The organism is Pseudomonas sp. IT-P4, from assembly GCF_949767755.1.
GTDB classification, from domain to species: domain Bacteria; phylum Pseudomonadota; class Gammaproteobacteria; order Pseudomonadales; family Pseudomonadaceae; genus Aquipseudomonas; species Aquipseudomonas monachiensis.
In genome coordinates this window covers 187,883-206,913 of sequence record NZ_CATKPX010000045.1, presented here as the reverse complement: position 1 = coordinate 206,913, position 19,031 = coordinate 187,883, and the positions used below count along the sequence as shown (strand labels likewise).

General features: G+C 62.3%; 17 protein-coding genes. 7 read left to right on the top strand and 10 right to left on the bottom strand.

Annotation, left to right across the window (positions count from 1 at the left end; translation table 11 throughout):
- Nucleotides 1-75: 75 nt before the first annotated feature.
- From guaB to ACM6IT_RS18900, 8 genes are all read right to left on the bottom strand, one after another.
- Nucleotides 76-1,545: an IMP dehydrogenase gene (gene guaB / locus ACM6IT_RS18935; protein ID WP_102670162.1), complete on the bottom strand. Its 1,470-nt coding sequence runs from the start codon at nt 1,543-1,545 to the stop codon at nt 76-78.
- A gap of 218 nt (nt 1,546-1,763) precedes the next feature.
- Nucleotides 1,764-2,312, bottom strand: a complete 549-nt coding sequence (locus tag ACM6IT_RS18930) for a sugar ABC transporter ATPase (protein WP_414913928.1) — start codon at nt 2,310-2,312, stop codon at nt 1,764-1,766.
- Nucleotides 2,313-2,429: 117 nt separating this feature from the next.
- Nucleotides 2,430-3,611, bottom strand: coding sequence for a formate-dependent phosphoribosylglycinamide formyltransferase (purT, locus tag ACM6IT_RS18925; RefSeq protein WP_056721196.1), 1,182 nt, complete (start codon nt 3,609-3,611; stop codon nt 2,430-2,432).
- 87 nt (nt 3,612-3,698) lie between these two features.
- Nucleotides 3,699-4,166 carry a VUT family protein gene (locus tag ACM6IT_RS18920; RefSeq protein ID WP_056721198.1) on the bottom strand — a complete coding sequence of 156 codons (468 nt, stop codon included), beginning with the start codon at nt 4,164-4,166 and terminating at the stop codon, nt 3,699-3,701.
- A 135-nt stretch (nt 4,167-4,301) separates the two neighbouring features.
- Nucleotides 4,302-4,517 carry a DUF1289 domain-containing protein gene (locus ACM6IT_RS18915; RefSeq protein ID WP_056721201.1) on the bottom strand — a complete coding sequence of 72 codons (216 nt, stop codon included), beginning with the start codon at nt 4,515-4,517 and terminating at the stop codon, nt 4,302-4,304.
- Nucleotides 4,514-5,038, bottom strand: a complete 525-nt coding sequence (locus ACM6IT_RS18910; RefSeq protein WP_150754487.1) for a gamma carbonic anhydrase family protein — start codon at nt 5,036-5,038, stop codon at nt 4,514-4,516. Before ACM6IT_RS18910 ends, ACM6IT_RS18915 begins: the two co-directional genes overlap by 4 nt.
- Before the next feature lie 72 nt (nt 5,039-5,110).
- The gene (locus ACM6IT_RS18905) at nt 5,111-5,710 is read right to left on the bottom strand and encodes a CoA pyrophosphatase (protein WP_056721205.1); all 600 of its coding nucleotides are present in this window, start codon (nt 5,708-5,710) and stop codon (nt 5,111-5,113) included.
- Nucleotides 5,700-5,843, bottom strand: coding sequence for a hypothetical protein (locus tag ACM6IT_RS18900; protein WP_185754788.1), 144 nt, complete (start codon nt 5,841-5,843; stop codon nt 5,700-5,702). The genes ACM6IT_RS18905 and ACM6IT_RS18900 overlap by 11 nt, the downstream gene beginning before the upstream one ends.
- A gap of 14 nt (nt 5,844-5,857) precedes the next feature.
- On the opposite strand from ACM6IT_RS18900, the gene ACM6IT_RS18895 reads away from it, so the two are divergent.
- The 7 genes from ACM6IT_RS18895 (at nt 5,858) to nagE (ending at nt 14,638) form a co-directional block, all read left to right on the top strand.
- Nucleotides 5,858-6,409 carry an NUDIX hydrolase gene (locus ACM6IT_RS18895; RefSeq protein WP_056721207.1) on the top strand — a complete coding sequence of 184 codons (552 nt, stop codon included), beginning with the start codon at nt 5,858-5,860 and terminating at the stop codon, nt 6,407-6,409.
- 121 nt (nt 6,410-6,530) lie between these two features.
- On the top strand, nt 6,531-7,034 hold the full coding sequence (locus ACM6IT_RS18890; protein WP_007982819.1) for a L,D-transpeptidase family protein: 504 nt from the start codon (nt 6,531-6,533) through the stop codon (nt 7,032-7,034).
- Between the two features lie 294 nt (nt 7,035-7,328).
- Entirely contained in the window at nt 7,329-8,060 is a 732-nt protein-coding gene (locus ACM6IT_RS18885; RefSeq protein ID WP_056721209.1) for a GntR family transcriptional regulator, read from the top strand.
- 49 nt (nt 8,061-8,109) lie between these two features.
- Entirely contained in the window at nt 8,110-9,216 is a 1,107-nt protein-coding gene (nagA, locus tag ACM6IT_RS18880; RefSeq protein ID WP_056721211.1) for an N-acetylglucosamine-6-phosphate deacetylase, read from the top strand.
- Nucleotides 9,197-10,219 (top strand): SIS domain-containing protein, encoded by a 1,023-nt coding sequence (locus tag ACM6IT_RS18875; protein WP_156385694.1) that lies wholly within the window; start codon nt 9,197-9,199, stop codon nt 10,217-10,219. The genes nagA and ACM6IT_RS18875 overlap by 20 nt, the downstream gene beginning before the upstream one ends.
- A gap of 145 nt (nt 10,220-10,364) precedes the next feature.
- A complete protein-coding gene (gene ptsP / locus ACM6IT_RS18870) occupies nt 10,365-12,881 on the top strand; it encodes a phosphoenolpyruvate--protein phosphotransferase (RefSeq protein WP_414918500.1) in 2,517 nt (838 codons plus the stop codon).
- Nucleotides 12,882-12,922: 41 nt separating this feature from the next.
- Nucleotides 12,923-14,638, top strand: coding sequence for an N-acetylglucosamine-specific PTS transporter subunit IIBC (gene nagE, locus ACM6IT_RS18865; protein ID WP_056721220.1), 1,716 nt, complete (start codon nt 12,923-12,925; stop codon nt 14,636-14,638).
- 95 nt (nt 14,639-14,733) lie between these two features.
- Here the strand turns inward: nagE and ACM6IT_RS18860 are convergent, their stop codons facing one another.
- Nucleotides 14,734-15,045, bottom strand: coding sequence for a YqfO family protein (locus ACM6IT_RS18860; RefSeq protein WP_056721222.1), 312 nt, complete (start codon nt 15,043-15,045; stop codon nt 14,734-14,736).
- A gap of 20 nt (nt 15,046-15,065) precedes the next feature.
- On the bottom strand, nt 15,066-18,962 hold the full coding sequence (gene purL / locus ACM6IT_RS18855) for a phosphoribosylformylglycinamidine synthase (protein WP_414918499.1): 3,897 nt from the start codon (nt 18,960-18,962) through the stop codon (nt 15,066-15,068).
- Nucleotides 18,963-19,031: the final 69 nt, after the last annotated feature.

Here is a 19,031-nt window from a genome sequence, read left to right as displayed (position 1 = left end):
GGAAACAGTCGTGATTCAGAAACAACTCGGGGCTGAATAAAACAGCCCCGGTTGCTTAACGTGTTGCTTGAAGGCTCAACCTACGCGGTAGTTTGGCGCTTCCTTGGTGATCTGCACGTCGTGGACGTGGGACTCGGCCATGCCAGCGCCGGTGATCCGCACGAACTCAGGCTTGGTGCGCATCTCTTCGATGTTGGCGCTACCGGTGTAGCCCATCGAGGAACGCAGGCCGCCCATCAACTGGTGGATGATCGCGCTCAGGGTGCCCTTGTATGGCACACGCCCTTCGATGCCTTCCGGAACCAGCTTCTCGGCGCCTGCCGAAGAGTCCTGGAAGTAGCGGTCGGAGGAGCCTTGGGCCTGGGACATGGCGCCCAGCGAACCCATGCCGCGATAAGCCTTGTACGAACGACCCTGGAACAGTTCGATCTCGCCCGGCGCTTCTTCGGTACCGGCGAACATCGAGCCCATCATCACGCAGGAAGCACCGGCCACGATGGCCTTGGACAGGTCACCGGAGAAACGGATGCCGCCGTCGGCGATCAATGGAACGCCAGTGCCTTCAAGGGCAGCGGCGACGTTGGCGATGGCACTGATTTGCGGCACGCCGACACCGGCGACGATGCGGGTGGTGCAGATCGAGCCAGGGCCGATACCGACCTTGACGGCATCCGCGCCAGCTTCGGCCAGGGCCTTGGCGGCAGCGCCGGTAGCGATGTTGCCGCCGATCACCTGCACTTCAGGGAAGTTCTGCTTGACCCAGCGAACGCGGTCGATCACGCCCTTGGAGTGACCGTGAGCGGTGTCGACCACCACCACGTCAACGCCGGCGGCGACCAGCGCGGCAACGCGGTCACCGGTGTCTTTACCGGTGCCGACTGCAGCACCAACACGCAGACGACCTTGATCGTCCTTGCTGGCCAGCGGGTAAGCCTTGGCTTTTTCGATGTCGTTGACGGTCATCATGCCCTTGAGGGCAAATTTGTCGTCGACGATCAGCACGCGTTCGATGCGGTGCTTGTGCAGCAATTCACGCACATCGTTCTTGTCGGCGCCTTCCTTGACCGTGACCAGGCGCTCTTTAGGCGTCATCACTTCACGGACAGTGGCTTCCAGACGGTTCTCGAAACGCACGTCACGGGAGGTGACAATGCCGACCAGGTCGCCATTGTGCAGCACCGGAACGCCGGAGATGTTGTGCATGCGGGTCAGTTCGAACAATTCGCGCACGGTGGCGTCGGCGACGATGGTGATCGGGTCCTTGACCACACCGGCTTCGTAACGCTTGACCTTGCGGACTTCGGCAGCTTGCTGCTCGATGGTCATGTTCTTGTGGATGATACCGATACCACCTTCCTGAGCCATGGCGATTGCCAGACGGGCTTCAGTGACGGTGTCCATGGCGGCGGAGACCAGTGGAATATTCAGCTCGATGCCACGGGTAAGGCGGGTCTTGAGACTGACTTCGTTAGGAAGCACCTCGGAATAACCGGGCACTAGGAGAATGTCGTCGAATGTCAGAGCTTCTTGGCTGATACGCAGCATCGCGGGGGCTCCCGAGCGGGAAAATGGAAGCGCGCCATTATAGTCAGACACCCCCTCGGGTTCAATGTAAAACTCTGTCTATTATCGATGTTACAGATATACGGGGATTCGGGCTTTTCGTAGGAGCTGCCGAAGGCTGCGATCTTTTGACTTTGATTTTCACAAAACAAGATCAAAAGATCGCAGCCTGCGGCAGCTCTTACAGGGGAATACGGCGTTTAGAGTTCGACTTTCACCCAACTGACCGACTGATCGAGCCAATCGGCGAATTCATCGATAAAGCTCTGCTTGAACCCGGCTTCGGCCCAGTTATTGAAGATGAAACCGAGGTTGGAGAAGCCGCATTCCTGCAGGAACAGAAAGCCGTTGATGTCGTCTTCATGCCCGCATTCGGGGCAGGTGAAGTTGTCGGTACGCCCCGGCATCCAGTCTTCCAGGCTTTCGAACAGGGCTTCACCGACTTCCTTGCGGCACTCGGCGCAGCCCGCCTCTTCAAGGAAGCCCTTGGCTGGCGTGTAGATGCAGCGCTTGGTGATGATCTCCAGGCCATTGATCGGCTCGCCGAACGGCAGGGCTTCGGGGTGCAGGACCACTGCCCGGGCACCGTCGGCGATGGCGTGGGCCATGCGATTGCCGGTGCGGCCACAGGTGGTCAGTTCTTCCTCGATGATGTTCTTGCGCACCAGCCAGCGCACGACGGCCCGGGCCCGGGGTTCGTGCACCGGCAGGGTGGAGATTTTCGGGACGATGATGCTTTGGGAATTCATGAGGTACAGGCCTGGAGCTTTAATAAAGGAACTTGAGCATTCACAAATTATAGGTCGACCCGTAAAGTCGGGCCGGACCACTGAACCTGTGGGTTACAGACCTGCCCGAGAGAGTTTTTACAGCTCTACGACAACCGCTTGCGAAGCACGGGTCGCCTTGGCGCGGGCGGCTTCGATCGATTCGTCGCGGGCCAGGGCCACGCCCATGCGGCGCTGGCCGTTGACTTCAGGCTTGCCGAACAGACGCAGCGCGGTATCCGGTTCGCTCAAGGCAGCACCCAGGTTGGCGAAAGCGGTCTGGGTCGACTGCCCTTCCACCAGGATCACCGCCGAGGCCGAAGGCCCGAACTGACGGATCAACGGGATCGGCAGGCCCAGAATCGCGCGGGCATGCAGGGCGAACTGCGACAGGTCCTGGGAAATCAGGGTCACCAGGCCGGTGTCATGCGGGCGCGGCGAGACTTCACTGAACCACACCTGATCGCCCTTGATGAACAGCTCGACGCCGAACAGACCACGGCCACCCAGGGCTTCGGTCACCGCTTTGGCAACACGCTCGGATTCAGCCAGGGCAACCGGGCTCATGGCTTGTGGCTGCCAGGATTCCTGATAGTCGCCCTTCTCCTGACGGTGACCGACCGGGGCGCAGAAGGTGGTGCCGCCGACGTGGCGCACGGTCAGCAGGGTGATTTCGTAGTCGAAATCGATGAAGCCTTCGATGATCACCCGACCTTTACCGGCACGGCCGCCTTCCTGGGCGTAGTCCCAGGCTTTCTGCACGTCATCGATGCTGCGCAGCAGGCTCTGGCCCTTGCCCGAGGAACTCATGACCGGCTTGACCACGCATGGGAAACCGAGGTCCTCAACGGCTTTGCTGTAGTCCTCGAAGGTGTCGGCGAAGTGGTACGGCGAGGTTGGCAGGTCCAGCTCTTCAGCGGCCAGGCGACGGATGCCTTCGCGGTTCATGGTCAATTGCGCGGCACGGGCGGTCGGGATCACGTTGAAGCCTTCGGCTTCCAGTTCCACCAGGGTCGCGGTGGCGATGGCCTCGATTTCCGGGACGATGAAATGCGGTTTCTCGGCTTCGATCACGGCGCGCAGGGCAGCACCATCGAGCATGTTGATCACGTGGCTGCGGTGCGCCACCTGCATGGCCGGCGCATTGGCGTAGCGGTCCACGGCAATCACTTCAACGCCCAGGCGTTGCAGCTCGATCACCACTTCCTTGCCCAACTCGCCACAGCCACACATCAATACGCGGGTCGCGGTGGGCGACAATGGGGTTCCGATACGGGTCATCTGAAGGTCCTCAAGGAGCGGATCATCGAGGGACGCGTCGCCATGCGCGCTTCCCATGGGGAGAAAGCGCGGCATTTTACATGAACTTCAGCTGACGACAGCCTGTTTGCGCAGGCGCCAGGCCATGATCAGCCACACGGCGGTGACCCCGGCGAACTTCGAACCCAGGGCGGTGAGGATCACCCCCGGCGTCAGGGCGTCGATCATGCCGAAAAAGATAAAGGTATCGAGGGGGATGCTCAGGGCCGAACTTATCCACAGACGGTCGTGCAGCGGGCGTTTGGTGATGCTGAACACCAGCCAGTCGATGCACTCGGATACCGCGAACGCCGTGGCGCTGGCCAGGGCGATGGACGGATCGGAGGTGACATAGGACAACACCAGCGCCACCAGCATCGCCGCGAGGGCGCCATGCCCGAATCGGGCTTGCACCATGTCGCGCAACACAAACACCAGCCCACCCCAGGCCGACCAGATGATGTCCAGGTGCGGCGCGGTGGAAAAGGCGTAGTTGATCAGCACGACGCTGCTGATGTAGGCGATCAGGAAGAGCATGGCGTGTACAAGTACCTGTCAATTTTGTGCACAGGGTACTTCAGCTGACCTCAAAGTCAAAAGATCGCAGCCTCCGGCAGCTCCTACAAGGATCGGTGTAGGAGCTGCCGGAGCCTGCGATCTTTTGATCTTCTATTACTGACCAGGCGTTTTGCCGATCATCCACACCAACCCACTGGACTTCGCCCGCTCATGACACAACCCAAGCACCTTGCGGCGTTCGTCGTTGTCCATGCGGCTCCAGCGGGTGATTTCTTCCACGGTACGTTGGCAACCGGTGCAGATGTCATCGTCATCCAGCGCACAAATGTTCACGCAGGGCGATGCAACCGGGCGTTCAGTGGCAGTCATTCTTCCTGCTCGGCCAGGTCGCGGGCATAACGCTGCGAGTTGTGCACGTAGTGAGCAGCACTGGCCTCCAGCATCTTGATCTGCGGCTCGGTCAATTCGCGCACCACTTTGCCAGGCGACCCCATGACCAGCGATCCATCCGGAATCTCCTTGCCTTCGCCGATCAGCGAGTTGGCGCCGATGATGCAGTTCTTGCCGATCTTCGCGCCATTGAGTATCACCGCGTTGATGCCGATCAGGCTGTAGTCGCCGACGGTACAGCCGTGGAGCATGGCGTTGTGGCCGATGGTCACGCCGGTGCCGATGGTCAGCGGGTAGCCCATGTCGGTGTGCATCACGGTGCCGTCCTGGACGTTGCTGTTCTTGCCGATCAGGATCAACTCGTTGTCGCCGCGCAATACGGCGTTGAACCAGACGTTGGCGCCCTCTTCCAGCTTGACCTTGCCCACCAGCACGGCATTGGGTGCGACCCAGCTCTGTGGATGGGTTTCGACGCGGGCGTCGCCCAGGCGGTATTTCATTGTGGTATTCCTCAAGGCTCAGGCAGGCTTTTTGTCAGCAAAATCAGGATTCAGGCCATTCGAACGATGGCTTCAGATATTGATAAAGCTTTTGGGAGGCTGATGCAGGCTGATTTTGGCGTCATACAGCAGGTTGATCAACTCGACGATCATGATCGCCGTCAGCCCCCAGATCTTGTATTCGCCAAAGCGATAGCTCGGCACGTACCAGCTGCGGCCCTGATAATCGATGCGATGGGTATGTTCGCGGGGGTCTTTGCGGAAGAACTCCAGGGGCACGCTGAACACCGCGGCGATCTCGGCGTCGTTGGCCCGGTATTCGACAAAATCCGGGATCACCCCGACATAGGGCGTGACCTTGATGCCATGCAGGCTGATCAACGGGCTGAGCGGGCCGATCACCTCGACCAGCCCGGGCGGCAGGCCGATCTCTTCTTCGGCTTCTCGCAGGGCGGTGAAAATCAGGTCGGGGTCTTCGGGGTCACGTCGCCCGCCGGGGAAAGCGACTTCGCCGCCATGGGTCGACAGGCCGCTGGCACGCAGGGTCAACACCAGCTCGGGCTCGTCACTGCGGGTGATGGGTACCAGCACCGCGGCCTCGGGAAAACGACGGTCGGTCTCCAGTATGCGTGGTGTGTGGTGACTAACCCGATGCAGTAGCTCATCCAGCATGAGTGTTCTCGATCTGTGCCTTACCCGGCATCATGCACCAATCGCTGCGGTCGCCCAACCCCCGCAACCGCCCCATGTCGCGAAACGACAACTTGCCGACCGGCACTGCCGCACGCCAAGATAGGCGCAGCATTCAGGAACCCCAGCATGAAATTTTGCAGCCAGTGCGGTAACCCGGTGACCCAGCGCATTCCCGAAGGCGATTCGCGCCTGCGTTTTGTCTGCGACAGCTGTCACGCCATTCACTACCAGAACCCCAACATCGTCGCCGGTTGCGTGGCGACCTGGGGCACCAAGGTGTTGTTGTGCCGGCGGGCCATCGAGCCACGTCGCGGCTACTGGACCCTGCCCGCCGGTTTCATGGAGAACGGCGAGACCATCGAACAGGCCGCCATTCGCGAAACCGCCGAGGAAGCCTGCGCCCGGGTGCGCAACCTGAGCATCTATACCCTGATCGACGTGCCGCACATCAGCCAGGTGCATGTGTTCTTCCGTGCCACACTTGCGGACCTGGACTTTTCTGCCGGCCCCGAGAGCCTGGAAGTGCAACTATTCGACGAAGCGGACATTCCATGGGATGAGCTGGCTTTCCGCACGGTGGGCCGTACCTTAGAATGCTTCTTCGCTGACCGGCGGACCGAGGTCTATCCCGTTCGGTCTGAATCGATCCCGCCACTTGCTCAGCCTGCCATTATCTGATGTCATCGCGGCATCACTCAAAGGCGCCTAAAGACCGCCTGAACGCGGCACGAGCCTGCGGCAGCTCCTGCAAAAACTTCTATACATAAATAGTCGCGACACCTCCTGGGGAATCGTTTCAATGCGCTGGTTGCTTGCCCTGTTCTGTTTGTCGTTCGTCACGGTGTCCCAGGCTTCTGCCGTGGAAACCCTGGACGGCAAGGTCATCGAGAAGATTCTGATTCTCAAGTCTTCCCATCAATTGCAATTGATCAATGACGGCAAGCCGCTCAAGACCTATCGCATTTCCCTGGGCAAGCGTCCCAAGGGGCCCAAGCTGATGGAAGGCGACAAGCGCACCCCGGAAGGTTTCTACTGGGTCGACTGGCGCAAGATCAGCGACCGCTTCAACCTGGCGATGCACATTTCCTACCCGAACATCAGCGACTCTGCCCGCGCCCGTCGTGAAGGCGTCGAGCCCGGCGGCATGATCATGATCCACGGCACTCCGGACAGCGAAGACACGCCCGAAGACCTGTTCCACACACTGGACTGGACCGACGGCTGCATCGCCATGCGCAACATGGACATGCGCGAAGTCTGGAACCTGGTGCCGGACGGCACGATGATCGAAATCCGCCCGTAATTCCCCACGACCATTGGTCGCCCGCAAAAAATAAATTCAAAAGATCGCAGCCTTCGGCAGCTCCTACAGGGTGAATACCATTTCGCTCTGTAGGAGCTGCCGCAGGCTGCGATCTTTGTCGCTTCAAAGCCCACCACTAATACCACTTCAAACCAACCTCCATTTCAAGCAGTCGACAAGGCAGCACTTCCTACACAAACAGCAAAGCTCCGGCGTTGACATGGTATTCAAGTGGTATTAGTTTTTGTCCATTCACGGGCAAAAACATTCCAATATCCGCCCCGGACACCCGCCATGAACGATCTCCAGGCCCTGCGCCCCGACGACACCCAACCCACGCCGTTGTACCTGCAACTGGCACGCAATCTGGAAGCGGCGATCCACGCCGGCCAGTGGAAAGCCGAGCAGGCGATGCCATCGGAACGCAATTTGAGCGAGGCGCTGGGCATCTCCCGCGTCACCGCCCGCAAGGCGCTGGAAGTGTTGTTCGAACAAGGCCTGATCCGCCGCAACCAGGGCTCCGGCACCTTCATCACGCCGCGCCTCGAACAACCGTTGTCGCGTCTTTCCGGCTTCAGCGAAATGCTCCGTCTCAAGGGTTTCGTGCCCGGTTCGCAATGGCTGGAGCGGGAAATCACCCTGCCGACCCACGAAGAGCTGATCCGCCTCGGCCTGTCGCCCAACGACAAGGTTGCGCGCCTCAAACGCCTGCGCAAGGCCGACGACACGGTGATGGCCATCGAGATGAGCACCCTGCCCGCCTCGATCATTCCCAAGCCCCAGGCGGTGGGCGATTCCCTCTACGAATTCCTCGACGGCATCGGCAAGCCGGTGGTCCGCGCCCTGCAGCACATCCAGGCGATCAATGCCTCGGACGAGTTCGCCGCACTGGTGGGCATCGCCCCCGGCACCGCCATGTTGCTGATGACCCGGGTCGGCTACCTCGAAGACAACACGCCCATCGAAGTCACCGACACCTATTGCCGTAACGACTACTACGACTTTGTCGCAGAGCTCCGCAGATAAAGAGCTTCGAAGATAAAGAACTGCGTCGCCAAACACCGAGATCCCGATCATGTCCGAAGACAACATCCTCACCGCCCACGGCTGGGTTCGCGGCCGACTGGTGCACGAACACGGCAAAGTCGTGTCGATCGAAGGCCAGCCCTGCGATCCGGCGGACAATGACCTGCCCTACCTGCTGCCGGGTTTCATCGACCTGCACGTTCACGGCGGCGGCGGCAAAGACATCATGGAAGGCGCGCCGGCCTTCGAAACCATCACCCGTACCCACGTGCGCTTCGGCACCACGTCGCTGCTGGCCACCACCATGACCGCACCGAGCGAAGAAATCTCCAGCGTGCTCCAGGCCGTCGGCGAATTCTGTGAGCAGCGGCCCCAAGGCTGCGCCCGGGTGCTCGGCGTGCACCTCGAAGGCCCCTACATCAACCCCGGCAAACTCGGCGCGCAACCCAACTTCGCCCACACCGCGCTGATGGCCGAAGTCGAAGCGTACCTGGCGCTCGCGCCGATCCGCGTGATCACCATTGCCCCGGAAATCGCCGGTCACGACGCCTTGATCCGCGACCTCAGCAGCCGCGGCATCCGCATGCAGATCGGCCACACCCTGGGCAGTTATGAGGAAGGCGTGGCCGCACTGGAGGCCGGTGCCAGCAGTTTCACCCACCTCTACAACGCCATGAGCCCTCTGCATCACCGCGAGCCAGGGATCGTCGGCGCAGCCTTGGCCCACGCCAAATACGCCGAACTGATCCCGGACTTGCTGCACGTGCACCCCGGCGCCATCCGCGTGGCCCTGCGCTCTATTCCGTGCCTGTATTGCGTCACCGATTCGACCGCCGCCGCCGGCATGCCCGACGGTGAGTACAAGCTCGGCAGCCACACCGTGACCAAATGCCTGGGCGGCGTGCGCCTGCCCGACGGCACCCTGGCCGGCAGCACCCTGACCATGGATCAGGCCCTGCGCAACCTGGTGAAGATCGGCCTGCCCATCGCCGAAGCCTCGCAGCGCCTGTCGCAATTCCCCGCCGACTACCTCGGCATCACCGAACGCGGGCGCCTGCAACCAGGGGCCTGGGCCGACTGCGTGCGGCTGGATCGCTCACTGAAACTGACCGCCGTGATGGTCGAAGGAGAAGACATTGACTTCAAAAATGCTTGAAGAGGCGCTGTCCTCGTTCGAGGCCGTGCAGGCCCAGTTGCAAAAACTCGACCCGCAGATGATCGAGATCGCCGGGCGCCTGCGTCGTCAGCCGCCGCAAGTGGCCATGACCGTGGCGCGCGGCAGCTCCGACCATGCCGCCAGTTACTTCGCCTACCTGACCATGCAACTGCTGGGCATCCCGGTGGCTTCGCTGCCGATGTCGGTGGTGACCATGCAGCAGGCGCCATTGAAGGTCAGTGGCCAGGTGGCATTCGCCTTTTCGCAATCGGGGCAAAGCCCGGACCTGGTCAACAGCCTGCGCCTGTTGCGCAAGCGCGGTGCCCTGAGCATTTCGCTGGTCAACGCCGAAGAGTCGCCACTGGAGGCCGCCTGTGAATTCAGCCTGCCACTGTGTGCCGGCACCGAAAGCAGCGTCGCCGCGACCAAGAGCTTTATCGCCACCCTCAGCGCCAGCGCCCGGCTGATTGGCCACTGGAAAGAAGACGCCGAATTGCTCGAGGCCGGCTCTGCCTTGCCCGATGGCCTGCGCCACGCCGCGCAACAGGACTGGAGCCCGGCCATCGACGCCCTGCGCGATTGTCAGCGGCTGATGGTGATCGGCCGTGGCGCCGGTTTCGCCATCGCCCAGGAAGCGGCGCTCAAGTTCAAGGAGACCTCGGCGATCCAGGCCGAAGCCTTCAGCAGCGCTGAAGTTCGTCACGGCCCGATGGCCTTGATCGGCGACAACTACCCGCTGCTGGTGTTTGCCCCACGGGGTGCCGAACAGGCCGGTCTGCTGAGCCTGGCCGCCGACATGCGCCAACGCGGCGCCCGTGTCCTGCTGGCCGCACCGGATGACGTGCTTGAACGCGACCTGACCCTGACCCGTGCCGAACACCCGGCCCTCGACCCAATTCTGGCGATCCAGAGTTTCTACGTGATGGCCGCCGGCCTGGCCGTGGCCCGTGGCATGGACCCGGACCAGCCACGGCACCTGAGCAAAGTGACACGCACCCATTGAGCCAGGGGTGCGAATTCCCCTGTAGGAGCTGTCGAGTGAAACGAGGCTGCGATCTTTTTAAAGACAAGATCAAAAGATCGCAGCCTTCGGCAGCTCCTACAGGGAGTGGGTTGATCCGAACCGTATTTTTTGATGAGACCGAGCCATGCATAACAACAATAAAGAGCTGACCTTAAGCGCCCCGCTCAGCGGCCCGGTGCTCACGCTCGCCAAAGTCCCGGACCCGGTGTTTGCCAGCGGCGCCATGGGTGACGGCATCGCCATCGATCCGCTCAACGACACGCTCCACGCCCCCTGCGCGGGCGTGGTGGTGCATGTCGCCCGCACCGGTCACGCGCTAACCCTGCGTGCCGACAACGGCGCGGAATTGCTCCTGCACCTTGGCCTCGACACGGTCGAGTTGCAGGGCCAGGGCTTCTCGATGCTGGTCAAGGAAGGCGCGCGCGTCGCCAACGGCCAGCCGCTGCTGCGCTACGACCTGGACAAGGTCGCGCAACAGTGCAAGAGCCTGGTCAGCCTGCTGATCCTCACCAACAGCCAGGACTTTCAGGCACGACCCATCACCCTCAAGTCAGTCAAGGTCGGTGAGCCGCTGCTGCACATCATTCGTCGACAGACGTCGAGCGCACAGGTGGATACCGAGTTTGCCGGCGCAGAGATTGTCGGTCTGGTGCGCATTGCTCACCGTGGCGGCCTGCACGCGCGGCCGGCGGCGTTGATCCGTCAGACCGCGCAAGGCTTCAAAAGCAAGTCGCAGCTGCATTTCGCCGGCAAGTCGGCCACCTGCGACAGCCTGATCGGCCTGATGGGGCTGGCCATCGGCGAACAGGCGGAGGTCCAGGTCAGTTGCCAGGGCCCGGACGCCGAAGCCGCGCTGCAAGCCTTGCTGACGGCGTTATCCACAGCCCTGGCCGAAGACCATCACGCCGCCGCGCCAGCCACGATTGCCCAACGCAATCGCCCCGCCGAAGCCGGCGTATTGCACGGTGTCTGCGCCGCGCCCGGGCTGGTCGGCGGGCCGCTGTTTCGCCTGAATGCGATCAGCCTGCCGGTGGATGCCGGCCATCATGATCCGCAGCAACAACAGCACGTGCTGGACACGGCACTGAGCCAGGTGCGCAGCGAAATCGAGCACACACTGGCCCTGGCGAGAAAACACAAGGACACCGCTGAAGAGGCGATTTTCGCCGCGCACCTGGCACTGCTCGAAGACCCGGCCCTGCTGGACGCCGCCAGCCAAACCGTCGCCCAGGGTACAGCCGCGACCCACGCCTGGAGCCAGGCCATCGACGCGCAATGCGAAGTCCTCCAGCAAACCGGCAGCACGCTGCTGGCCGAACGCGCCAACGACCTGCGCGACCTCAAGCAACGGGTGCTGCGCGCGTTGCTCGGCGATACCTGGCATTACGATGTGCCGGCCGGCGCCATCGTCGCGGCCCATGAACTGACGCCATCGGATTTACTGCAACTGAGCCAGCAAGGCGTCGCGGGGCTGTGCATGGCCGAAGGCGGCGCGACTTCTCACGTGGCGATTCTGGCCCGAGGCAAAGGCCTGCCATGCTTGGTCGCACTGGGCTCGACGCTGCTCGATCAGCAACAGGAGCAACCGGTGGTGCTGGACGCCGACGGTGGCCGCCTCGAACTGACACCCGGCACACAGCGCCTGGCCGACGTGCGCCAGTTGCAACAGCAACAGCAACAACGCCGGGCCGAACAGCAGGCCCAGGCGCACACACCCGCGCTGACCACCGATGGCCTGCGCATCGAAGTCGCTGCCAATGTGGCGTCCAGCACGGAAGCGGCAGACGCACTGGCCAATGGCGCCGACGGCGTCGGCTTGCTGCGCACCGAGTTTCTCTTCGTCGACCGCCACACCGCCCCCGACGAACAGGAACAGCACCACGCCTATCAAGCAGTGCTCGACGCCATGGGCGACAAGTCGGTGATCATCCGCACCATCGACGTCGGCGGCGACAAGCAACTGGACTACCTGCCACTGCCCGCCGAGGCCAATCCGGTGCTCGGTCTGCGCGGCATTCGCCTGGCTCAGGTCCGTCCAGAACTGCTCGACCAGCAACTGCGCGCATTGTTGCACCTCAACCCGTTGTCACGCTGCCGGATCCTGCTGCCGATGGTCACGGAAGTCGATGAACTGCTGCACATCCGCCAGCGCCTCGACGCCTTGTGCAGTGAACTTGGCCTGGCACAACGTCCGGAGCTGGGGGTGATGATCGAAGTGCCGGCCGCCGCGCTGCTGGCCGAGCAACTGGCCGAACACGCGGACTTCCTGTCCATCGGCACCAACGACCTGTCGCAATACACCCTGGCCATGGACCGCGACCACGCCGGGCTCGCTGCGCGTGTCGATGCGCTGCACCCGGCACTGTTGCGGCTGATCGCCCAGACCTGCGCCGGTGCGGCACAGCACAACCGTTGGGTGGGTGTGTGCGGTGCACTGGCGTCCGATCCATTGGCCACGCCGGTGTTGATCGGCCTGGGGGTCAGTGAGTTGTCGGTGAGCCCGGTACAGGTCGGTGAAATCAAGGACCGCGTGCGTCACCTCGACGCCAGCGAATGCCGGCGCATCAGCCAGGATCTGCTCAAGCTGGGCAGCGCCAGCGCGGTGCGTCACGCCTGCCACCAGCATTGGCCGCTGAGCTGAGCTCTTTACAAAAGAAGAACAAAAATCCACGGAGAACCGCCATGTACCAACTTTTCATCGAAGGCCTGCAACGCCTCGGCCGCGCGCTGATGCTGCCGATCGCGATCCTGCCGATTGCCGGCCTGCTGCTGCGCCTGGGCGATACCGACCTGCTGAACATCGCGATCATCCACGACGCTGGCCAGGTGATCTTCGCCAACCTGGCGATGATCTTCGCCATCGGCATCGCGGTCGGTTTCGCCAAGGACAACAACGGTACGGCGGGGCTTGCCGGGGTGATCGGCTACCTGGTGATGATCTCCACCCTCAAGGTGCTCGACCCGAGCATCAACATGGGCATGCTTGCCGGGATCGTCAGCGGCCTGATGGCTGGCGCGCTGTACAACCGCTTCAAGGACATCAAGCTGCCGGAGTACCTGGCGTTCTTCGGTGGCCGGCGTTTTGTGCCGATTGTCACCGGGTTCGCCGCCGTGGGGCTGGGCGTGGTGTTCGGCTACATCTGGCCGCCGATCCAGCACGGCATCAACAGCTTCGGCACGCTGATGATGGAAAGCGGCAGCTTCGGCGCGTTCGTTTTCGGTGTGTTCAACCGCCTGCTGATCGTCACCGGCCTGCACCACATCCTCAACAACATGGCGTGGTTCGTGTTCGGTAATTTTACCGACCCCACCACTGGCGCGCTGGTGACTGGCGACCTGTCGCGCTACTTCGCCGGCGACCCGAAGGGTGGCCAGTTCATGACCGGCATGTTCCCGATGATGATCTTCGGCCTGCCCGCCGCCTGCCTGGCGATGTACCGCAACGCCCTGCCGGAGCGGCGCAAGGTGATGGGCGGGATCTTCCTGTCGATGGCATTGACCGCGTTCCTGACCGGCGTCACCGAGCCGATCGAATTCGCCTTCATGTTCCTCGCGCCGCTGCTGTTTCTGCTGCATGCGTTGCTGACCGGCCTGTCGATGGCCATCACCAATGCCCTGAACATCCACCTGGGGTTCACCTTCTCCGGCGGCTTCATCGACATGATCCTTGGCTGGGGCAAGTCCACCAACGGCTGGCTGGTGTTCCCGGTGGGCCTGGCGTATGCGGTGATCTATTACGTGGTGTTTGATTTCTGTATCCGCCGCTTCGACCTGAAGACACCGGGCCGCGAAACCAGCGCTGCCAGCCCGCAGGTTGCGGTGGCCGACAATGAACGCGCCGGGGCTTACATCAAGGCCTTGGGCGGAGCCGAAAACCTGATCACCGTCGGCGCTTGTACCACCCGCTTGCGCCTGGACATGGTGGATCGCAACAAGGCCTCGGATACCGATTTGAAAGCGCTCGGCGCCATGGCCGTGGTGCGCCCCGGCAAGGGCGGGAGTTTGCAGGTGGTGGTCGGGCCAATGGCCGATGTCATCGCCGATGAGATTCGCCTGGCAATGCCGGCGTTGGGCCGCGCCCTGGTGTCGTCACCAGCGGCGGAAACCGAAGCAGCGCCACCTGCCGCCGTGGCGACACCCGAGGCGCAGCAATGGCTCAATGCCTTGGGGGGTGGCGACAATGTGCTGCAACTCGATTGCGTCGCCATGACCCGCATCCGCCTGCAACTGGCCAATGGCAAGGCGCTTTCGGAGTGTGATTTGAAAGCGCTGGGCTGCCAGGGTGTCAGCCAGCTTGAAGGCGGCATCTGGCATCTGCTGATTGGCGACAAGGCGTCGAGCTTGAGTGATGCGCTGGAAGCGTTGGTCAATCGCAGTGAGGTGAGTGCCAAGGTTTAATCTACGACGCACATATTGTAGGAGGGGAACTCAAGGCAATAAAAAACCCGCTGAAATCTCTTTCAGCGGGTTTCTCATTTCAGCAGCCAGGAAGATCAGAAATCCTCCAACCGCCACACTTCATAAGCCGGCGTCTCGTAGGGATGGCTCTGTTTCAGAGCCGCCACCACCGAACGAATCAACTCATTGGCCACCACCAGCTCAACCTTCCATTCCTCGACCTGCTCGACCTGCCCGGCCTCGCCAATGAACGGCTGGCTGCCATCCAGTGGACGAAACTGGCCCAGGCCCAACACCTGCCATGCGCAGTGGTCGTAAGCACCGATTCGACCACCACCGGCGGCGAATACGGCACTCTTCACGTCTTCGACGTGACTGGTTGGAACAAAAAAGCTGAGCTTGTACACGGCGCTTGGTTCACCCGCTTTTAGTTTACCCAGGCCCGAGCATTACGGAACATACGCATCAGCGGTGCATCTTCGTTCCAGTCGTCCGAACGCCACGAGTTCTGCACGGCGCGGAACACACGCTCCGGGTGCGGCATCATGATGGTCACGCGACCGTCGCGGCTGGTCAAACCGGTGATCCCGCGCGGCGAACCGTTCGGGTTGGCCGGGTAGCTTTCGGTGACCTTGCCGTGGTTGTCGACGAAACGCATCGCCACGCAACCGGACAGATCGGCTTCCAACAGTGCTTCTTCGCTGGCGAACTCGGCATGACCTTCACCGTGGGCGATGGCGATCGGCATGCGCGAACCGGCCATGCCTTGCAGGAAGATCGAGTTCGACTCCTGGATCTGCACCATGGCAACACGGGCTTCGAACTGCTCGGAACGGTTACGCACAAAGTGCGGCCAGAACTCGCTGCCCGGGATCAGCTCGTGCAGGTTGGACATCATCTGGCAACCGTTGCACACGCCGAGGGTGAAGCTGTCGTTGCGTTCGAAGAAACCCTGGAACGCATCGCGGGCACGGCTGTTGAACAGCGCGGATTTCGCCCAGCCTTCACCGGCACCCAGTACGTCGCCGTAAGAGAAACCACCGCAAGCGACCATGCCCTTGAACTCGTTCAGGTCGACACGGCCGGCCAGAATGTCGCTCATGTGCACGTCGATCGCGTTGAAACCGGCGCGGTCGAATGCAGCCGCCATTTCCACCTGACCGTTGACGCCCTGCTCACGCAGTACGGCAACCTGTGGGCGAATGCCTTTCTTGATGTAAGGCGCGGCGATGTCCTGGTTGATGTCGTAGCTCAGCTTGACGCTCAGGCCAGGGTTGTCTTCTTCCAGCAGCACGTCGAACTCTTGCTCGGCGCAGTCGGCATTGTCGCGCAGACGCTGGATCTGGTAGCTGGTCTCGGCCCACTGGCGTTGCAGCAGACGACGCTGGCCTTCGAACACGGTGTCACCGTTGAAGGTGATGCTGATCTCGCCATTGTTCATTGGCTGACCGATCACCGACACGCAATCGCCCAGGCCGGCGGCGCTGAACTGCGCGAGGATGTCCGGGGTAGCGTCCTGGCGAACCTGGATCACGGCGCCCAGTTCTTCGTTGAACAGGATGGCGGCGATGTCGTCGGAGGTTTCCGCCAGACCGTCGAGGTTCAGGCTCAGGCCACAGTGACCGGCGAACGCCATCTCGACAACGCTGGTCAGCAGGCCACCGTCGGAACGGTCGTGGTAGGCCAGCAGGTGACCGTCGGCGTTGAGGCCCTGGATCACCGCGAAGAAAGCTTTCAGGTCTTCGGCGTCATCGACGTCCGGAGCCTGCTTGCCGAGCTTGCCGTGAACCTGTGCCAGGATCGAGGCGCCCATGCGGTTCTGGCCACGGCCCAGGTCGATCAGGATCAGGTCGGTGGTGCCCTTGTCCATGCGCAGTTGCGGGGTCAGGGTCTGACGGATGTCAGTCACTGGCGCGAAACCGGTCACGATCAGGGACATCGGCGACGTGACGGACTTGTCCACGCCTTCATCGTTCCAGCGGGTGGCCATGGACATCGAGTCCTTGCCCACCGGAATGGTGATACCCAGCTCAGGGCACAGCTCCATGCCAACCGCTTTCACGGTGTCGTACAGGCGTGCATCTTCACCCGGGTGACCGGCTGCGGACATCCAGTTCGCCGACAACTTGATGTCGGAGATCTTGCCGATGCGCGAAGCAGCGATGTTGGTCAGGGTTTCGCCGATGGCCATGCGGCCCGACGCCGGAGCGTCCAGCAGTGCCAGCGGAGTACGCTCGCCCATGGCCATGGCTTCACCGGTGTAGACGTCGAAGCTGGTGGCGGTGACGGCAACGTCGGCCACCGGAACCTGCCATGGGCCGACCATCTGGTCACGGGCCACGAGGCCGGTGATGGTGCGGTCGCCGATGGTGATCAGGAAGCTCTTGCTCGCCACGGCCGGGTGATGCAGGACGCGCTCGACGCAGTTGGCGATGTCGAGGGTCGACGGATCGAAATCGTCGCCCAGCTCGTTTTCACGAACCACCGAACGGTGCATGCGCGGAGCCTTGCCCAGCAACACTTCCAGTGGCATGTCCACCGGGCTGTTGCCGAAGTGACTGTCGGTCACGGTCAGCTGCGGTTCGGCGGTGGCTTCGCCGACCACGGCAAACGGGCAGCGCTCGCGTTCGCAGATCGCCTTGAAGCGCTCGAAGTCAGCCGGACCGACCGCCAGAACGTAGCGTTCCTGGGATTCGTTGGACCAGATTTCGTGCGGGGCCATGCCCGGCTCGTCGTTTGGAATGTTGCGCAGTTCGAAACGGCCACCACGGTCGCCGTCGTTGACCAGCTCCGGGAAGGCGTTGGACAGACCGCCCGCACCCACGTCGTGGATGAAGCTGATCGGGTTCTTGTCGCCCAGCTGCCAGCAACGGTCGATGACTTCCTGGCAGCGACGTTCCATTTCCGGGTTTTCGCGCTGTACCGAAGCGAAGTCCAGGTCTGCCGAGCTGGTACCGGTGGCCATGGAGGAAGCCGCGCCGCCGCCCAGGCCGATCAGCATCGCCGGGCCGCCGAGCACGATCAGCTTGGAGCCGACCAGGATCTCGCCTTTCTTGACGTGTTCTTCACGGATGTTGCCCATGCCGCCAGCCAGCATGATCGGCTTGTGGTAACCGCGAACTTCGTCACCGTGCGGGGTGGTGATCGATTGTTCGAAGGTACGGAAGTAGCCGGTCAGCGCCGGACGACCGAATTCGTTGTTGAACGCAGCGCCGCCCAGCGGGCCTTCGATCATGATGTCCAGCGCGGTAACGATGCGCTCAGGCTTGCCGTACGGCACTTCCCACGGCTGTTCGAAGCCCGGGATCTGCAGGTTCGACACGGTGAAACCGGTCAGGCCAGCCTTCGGCTTGGCGCCACGGCCGGTCGCGCCTTCGTCGCGGATTTCGCCACCGGAACCGGTGGATGCGCCCGGGAACGGGGCAATCGCGGTCGGGTGGTTGTGGGTTTCAACCTTCATCAGGATGTGCACCGGTTCCTGCACCGCGCCGTACTGGCGGGTCTCAGGGTCCGGGAAGAAACGACCGGCCACGGAGCCGACAATCACCGAAGCGTTGTCCTTATAAGCTGACAGAACGCCTTCGCTGTGCATCACGTAGGTGTTCTTGATCATGCCGAACAGGCTTTTTTCCTGGCTCTCGCCGTCGATATCCCAACTGGCGTTGAAGATCTTGTGGCGGCAGTGCTCGGAGTTCGCCTGGGCGAACATCATCAGTTCGATGTCGTGCGGGTTGCGCTTCAAGCCGACGAAGGCGTTGACCAGATAGTCGATCTCGTCTTCGGCCAGGGCCAGGCCCAGCTCGGTGTTGGCTTTTTCCAGCGCGGCGCGGCCACCACCCAACACGTCGATCGCGGTCAGGGGTTTTGGCTCGGCGTGGCTGAACAGGCCGGCGGCCTGTTCGAGGTTGCCCAGGACGATCTGGGTCATGCGGTCGTGCAGACCGTCGGCGATCAGCTGGGCTTCAGCGTCGCTGAACTGGCCGGCCACGTAGAACGCGATACCGCGCTCCAGACGCTGGATTTTCGCCAGGCCACAGTTGCGAGCGATGTCGCTGGCCTTGCTCGACCACGGCGAGATGGTGCCGAAACGCGGCAGTACCAGAAACAGACGACCGGTCGGTTCCTGTACCGGAACGCTTGGACCGTACTTCAGAAGGCGCGCAAGCACCTGCTGTTCGTCGCCGGTCAGGACGCCGGTAACTTCGGCGAAGTGAGCGAATTCAGCATACAGGCCACTGACAGCCGGAACCTTCTGGCTCAGTTGCTCAAGGAGCTTGCTGTGGCGAAAGGCAGAAAGGGCAGGAGCGCCGCGCAGGATCAACATCTTCGGGACAGCCTCGGGAAGGGGTGTGCTTTGAGGCCGTGCATTCTAGCCTAAACAGCCCGCGACATC